A 5,723-nucleotide genomic window follows, 5' to 3' on the forward strand; every position below is an offset into this window, starting at 1 on the left:
GTAGTGCTTAATCGCCATAAACAGGAAAGTCTGAAAAGGATTGATGTTCTTGCCGACGGCCAGCGACCGGGTGAGGTCCATTGGGCTTTCGGAGATGACATACGTAAGGGGCTCCATGAAATGAGCCGGAGTGTTTTCAGGGTACGTCCCTGGTTTGAGCCGGGCGTATGGGGTGGCAGCTGGTGCCTGCAGAATATTGATGGGCTTAACAGGGATGTTCCCAATTATGCCTGGTCATTTGAACTGATCGTGCCTGAAAACGGCCTCATCTTTGAAAGCGCCGGCCTGCTGCTGGAAGTTTCCTTCGATATGCTGATGTTCAGTGAAGGCGCTAATGTGCTGGGTGATGCCTTCGAAAGATTTGGATCAGAATTTCCCATTAGGTTCGACTTTCTTGACACTTTCGACGGTGGCAATCTTTCCGTTCAGGTGCATCCCACAGAGAATTATACGCTAAAGCATTTCAATGAAAAGTTTACCCAGGAAGAAACCTATTATATTCTCGACGCTAAAGATAATGCTGCTGTTTACCTGGGATTCCGGGAAGACATCAATGCTGAAAACTTTGAACAATCACTGCGCAACAGTTATGAACAAAACGAGGAGCTCGATATAGCGAGATTTGTAAACAAGCTTCCTGCAAAAAAACACGACCTGTTCCTGATTCCCCCGGGCACCATTCATGCGTCAGGCCAAAACTGCCTGGTGCTGGAGATCAGTTCTACCCCTTACATTTTCACCTTTAAACTTTACGACTGGGTGCGCCCTGATCTTGAGGGCAAACCACGACCACTTAATATATCCCGTGGGATGGAAAACCTTGATTTTGAACGGAAAGGAGCCTATGTTGAGAAAAACCTGTTATCCCGACCCCGGTTGATTGATCAGGGGCCAGACTGGGAATTGTATCATTTACCCACCCACACCAAACATTTCTATGACATTCATCGCATTCACCTGGAAACCCGTGTAGAGGTCTTTACTCGAAACAAAGCCCATGTAATGAGCCTGGTGGAAGGGAACTCTATCATGATTATAACACAATCGGGACAAAGCATGCGGTTTAATTATGCAGAAACCTTTGTAATACCTGCAGCTGCGGGTTCATACACCATTGTCAATGAAGGCAATACAGAGATTAAAGTCGTAAAGGCATTTGTCAAATAAAACTTATCTTTAAACCAAATCACATCATAATGAAATCTTTTGCCATCACGCTAATTCAGCTTTTCCTGATCGCTTCGGTTATTGCCCAGGGACAAGGAAACTCCGGAAACACCATAGTAAATGGTTACCAGGAAAAAATTGCAGGTGTGGATTTCTCCTATCACTCGTCCGTTCAGGCAGCCAAGGAGAGTCTTTTAGCCCGCGCCACCGACGGCAATTCTTTTGTGGAGTGGAAGACGGCAGCGGTGCCTGAAGTCCTGAATCAGGAGACCGTGACCTTTGTCTGGCTGGCCGGCATAGGCTCCTCTCCTGGCCTTGCCAGTTTTGATGTGGCAGTAAATGGTCAGACCAGGTTTACATTCCATACAGATGGGTCGGAAGCCTGGAACCTTGAGGCCAGCGATGGCTCTTCCTTGTCTTTTAAAAGCGATTTCATTGACCAGCATGGTGACCGTTTTGGTTTTATGTATCTGAGCATACCTGCTGTAAGCCTTAAGCTTGGTGAACCCCTGACCCTGAGGGTTACGGGAAGCAATTCAGGAAAGACCTCCTGGTATATGACTTTCAAGTTTCCACTGCAAGACGGTTTGAATTTCCGTGCCTTGCCGGCCATTTCCATCCTGGATGGCAAGGAGTACCAACTCGGCATTGCGGGGATATTCCATTTTGGGGGAACGGAGAAAGCGAAGATCTTCATCAACAATAGTCTGCTGGAGGAAAGGGAAATAAATTTCGGATACAACCACGTCAGGGTGAATATCCCAGCGGTGACCCAAAGCACCACAGTGGACTATCGCCTGGAAATTGGTGATAAAACCTGGCAAGGGGAGCTGCAATTGCACCCTGTCAGGCAATGGAAGGTCAACTTTGTTCACCATACCCATACCGATATTGGCTATACCCGCTCGCAGACCGATATTTTGGCCGAGCACCTGCGCTATATTGACTATGCCCTGGATTACTGTGACATGACAGATGATTTTCCCGGGGAGTCGCAGTTCAGGTGGACCAACGAGGCATCCTGGGCGGTGGATGAATACCTGAAAAGCCGTCCCCGCCAGCAGGTCGATCGCTTGCTTCAGCGTATTAAGGAAGGCCGGATTGAAGTAACCGCTATGTATTTTAACTTCAGTGAGCTGCCCGATGAGCAAACGCTGGCCGCCTCACTGCAGCCCCTGGGCACATTCAGGGAACATGGCATAGCTGTGAAAACCGCCATGCAGAACGATGTGAACGGCATAGGCTGGTCCCTGATAGACCATTACAGCGATATGGGCGTGAAGTACCTGAACATGGGTACCCACGGCCACCGTGCCCTGATCTGCTTTGACAAGCCTACCCTTTTCTGGTGGGAGTCACCTTCGGGGAAACGTATGCTTGCCTTCCGTGGAGAACATTATATGATCGGGAACACCTTTGCCATCCATGGTGAAGACTTTACCGTTTTTGAAGAGGAATTGCTTTCGTACCTGCTGGAACTGGAGGCCAAAGGTTATGAATACGACCAGATCTCCATCCAGCATTCAGGATTCATTACCGATAATTCGCCTCCTTCCATAGCGTCTTCCAAATTGATCAGGCAATGGAACGAGAAATACAGCTGGCCCCGACTTTCCACCTCTACGGCTACTGCCTTTTTTGAGGAAATGGAGCAAAGGCATGGCGACGATTTCATGGTGATCCGCGGGGCATGGCCCGATTGGTGGACCGATGGGTTTGGCGCCTCGGCACGGGAGGTGGCGGCTACGCGGGTAGCCCAGGGCGATTTAAGAGCAAATGCCGGAGGACTTGCCATGGCTGCAATAAACAGAGTCGCCCTGCCTGATAAGATTGCCGACAGAATGGAGGCCATCAACACGGCACTCCTTTTCTACACTGAGCACACGGTGGGCTTTTCAGAGAGCGTCAGGGAACCCACCCATCGCTATACCATGGAACAGCGGGCCATCAAGGAGTCCTACGCTTGGGAAGCCTCTCGCAGGGCAAAAATGCTGGGTGAGGAAACTATGGGTTTGCTGCAGAGTTTCTTTCAGCGGCAGGAAAAACCATCCCTGCTGATTTTCAATACCCTCAACTGGAACCGCTCAGGACTGTTTACCACCTATATTGATTACCAGGTGATTCCAAGGGATGCAGAATTTTCATTAATGGATGCCGATGGGAACCAGGCTTTTGCACAAGTCACCGAAAAGCGTTCCGACGGGGCTTACTATGCCATCTGGGCGGAAGACATTCCTGCCTTTGGTTACAAGAGGTTCAGCATCCGGGTGGAAGACATTGCAAAGAAAAAAGTGTTGGAGGCTCCATTAGGTGAATTGAAGGAAATGGAAAATGACTGGTACCAAATTGTTATTGATCCGGAGAAGGGTGCCATTACCAGCTTGTTCGACAAGGAACTGGGTCTTGAAATGATTGACTCAAAGGCCGAATGGAAACTGGGTGAGTTTATTTACGAGTTGCTCGACAACCGGGAACAAATGGAAGCTTTTAAACTGGACAATTATTCCCGTGAACCCTTGGATGAGCTGTGGATTGAGGCTTATGAAGAAGGAGAGGTTTGGATCACCTTGCGCTTTCGCGGAAATACCTCCGCAGCGACAGGCGAGGGAGCCTTCTCGTTTGAGATTCGCTTGTTTAATACAACCAAACGCATTGATCTGGCTTATTTTATTGATAAAAAACTGGTGACTGAGCCTGAAGGGGTTTATGTGGCTTTCCCTTTTGTCCTGGAGGATGGGCAGCTGGCCTTTGATGTGCCAGGCGGAGAAATCAGGGCAGGAATTGACCAGATCTCCGGTTCATCCAATGACTGGAATACCGTTCAGACTTATGCCCGCCTCTACAATGAGCATGCTCAGATCCTGCTCAGCTCGGTTGAAATCCCCCTGATGCAGTTCGGGGGCATCAACACCGGGCGGTATACTGCCGGGGCTGTCCCTGAAACCACCCATATCTATGGCTGGCCGATGAATAACTACTGGACCACCAATTTCAATGCGGACCAGCGCGGCGGACTTACCTGGCAATACTCCCTGACCAGCCGTCCCGGAAATTCCCTGCTTGAAGCCACCCACTTTGGATGGGACTACCGTACGCCTTTCCTTTCAAGGGTACTCCCAGGCGGAGGGAGGGATGATGACCAGAACGAGGGGGTGTTCCTTACAGGCTGGCCCGAAAACATCCTGCTGGTAAGCGTTATGCCGGATCAGGATGGGCAATCAGCCCTGTTTCACGTCAGGGAAATTGAGGGGAATGCTTGTAATTTCACCTTAAGCAACCCTTTGGATGGAGCAACCCTGAATGCCGTTGAGGTGGATGTAACCGGATACCCTGTAAATAATGGCAGCCTGGAGCTGAACCCTTTGGAGAGTAAATTCTTCCGGGTGGATTTCTGATCTTTCATTTTCATTGTTTTTCCAATCATTCATTATGAAAACTTTTTTTAAAAATTCTTTTAAGGCCATTGTTTCGATTTTGTTTGCAGGGATTTTTGTTTCCTGCTCACAGAAGGAAGCCCCCTTTGATGCGGTTTCCTGGGTAGACCCCCAGATCGGCTCAGTCCACGGCCGCTGGTTCTTCTATACCCCCGCAGCACTTCCCTTTGGTATGGCTAAGCTTGCCCCGCATACCAACGCCTATGGCAGTATTGGCAGCTGGGAGCCCAATGGCTATGACGACCGCCACGGTTCCATAGAGGGCTTCGGCCATTTCCACGAGTTCCAGATCGGAGGAGTGGTGTTTATGCCCACCATGGGTGTTTTGCACACCGTTCCCGGAACGCTTGAAGACCCGGATGCCGGGTATCGTTCCCGCTTTGATAAGGAATCAGAACATTCCGAGCCAGGGTATTATTCCGTTTTACTGAAAGATTATGGGATTCAGGCAGAGCTGACAGCAACAGAAAGAGTTGGTTTTCACCGCTACACCTTCAGCCAGTCGGGGAAATCCCATCTGATCATCGATATTGGGCATCCGCAGGGCGAGAGCAGTACGGTGACGGAGGCCTTTGCAAGGGTGATCAATGACAATGAGGTGGAAGGCTGGGTGGAGACCTATCCCGAATATGTGAAGTTTTGCGACCCGGGCAGACGGGTGAAGATGTATTTTGTGGCCAGGCTAAGCAAGGAGGTGAATGAAACCGGGGCTTTTGTGGATACAATGCAAACCCCGGGGGTTGTCGAGACCAGGGGCATCAGTAACGGGCTTTTCCTGGGCTTTGATATGGCAGAAGGCGAGGTGCTGGAGATCCAGACCGGCTTAAGCTATACCTCACTGGAAAATGCCCGGCTAAACCTGGACACGGAAGCTACAGGAAAAAGCTTTGACCAGGTTCACCACGCAGCTACCCGGTCCTGGAATGAAATGCTGGGCAGAATTCGGGTGGAAGACGGCGATAGCCTCAACAAGGTGAAGTTCTATACCGGTCTTTACCACGCCCTGCTGGGACGAGGCATCTCGAATGATGTCAACGGACAGTACCCCTTGGTGGACGGGGGCATTGGCCAGATCCCCCTGGACGAAAAGGGCTTGCCCAAACACCGGCATTTCAATACCGA

3 protein-coding genes are annotated in these 5,723 nt (G+C 50.2%); all 3 read left to right on the forward strand.

All coding sequences use genetic code 11. The annotated features are described in order from the left end of the window. Positions 1–1,167 (forward strand): class I mannose-6-phosphate isomerase (locus V2I46_10465; protein MEE4177922.1); only part of this gene is annotated, 1,167 nt, incomplete at its 5' end. A gap of 29 nt (positions 1,168–1,196) precedes the next feature. Next, a complete protein-coding gene (locus V2I46_10470) occupies positions 1,197–4,562 on the forward strand; it encodes a glycoside hydrolase family 38 C-terminal domain-containing protein (GenBank protein ID MEE4177923.1) in 3,366 nt (1,121 codons plus the stop codon). Positions 4,563–4,596: 34 nt separating this feature from the next. Beyond that, positions 4,597–5,723: glycoside hydrolase domain-containing protein (locus V2I46_10475; GenBank protein ID MEE4177924.1), on the forward strand; the 1,127-nt coding region annotated here is incomplete at its 3' end.

The sequence above is a fragment of the Bacteroides sp. genome (assembly GCA_036351255.1).
In the GTDB taxonomy this organism is placed as follows: domain Bacteria; phylum Bacteroidota; class Bacteroidia; order Bacteroidales; family UBA7960; genus UBA7960.

Excerpts from the sequence above, each read along its gene's own strand:
- V2I46_10470 (MEE4177923.1), top strand. The coding sequence starts at position 1,197 with ATGAAATCTTTTGCCATCACGCTAATTCAGCTTTTCCTGATCGCTTCG.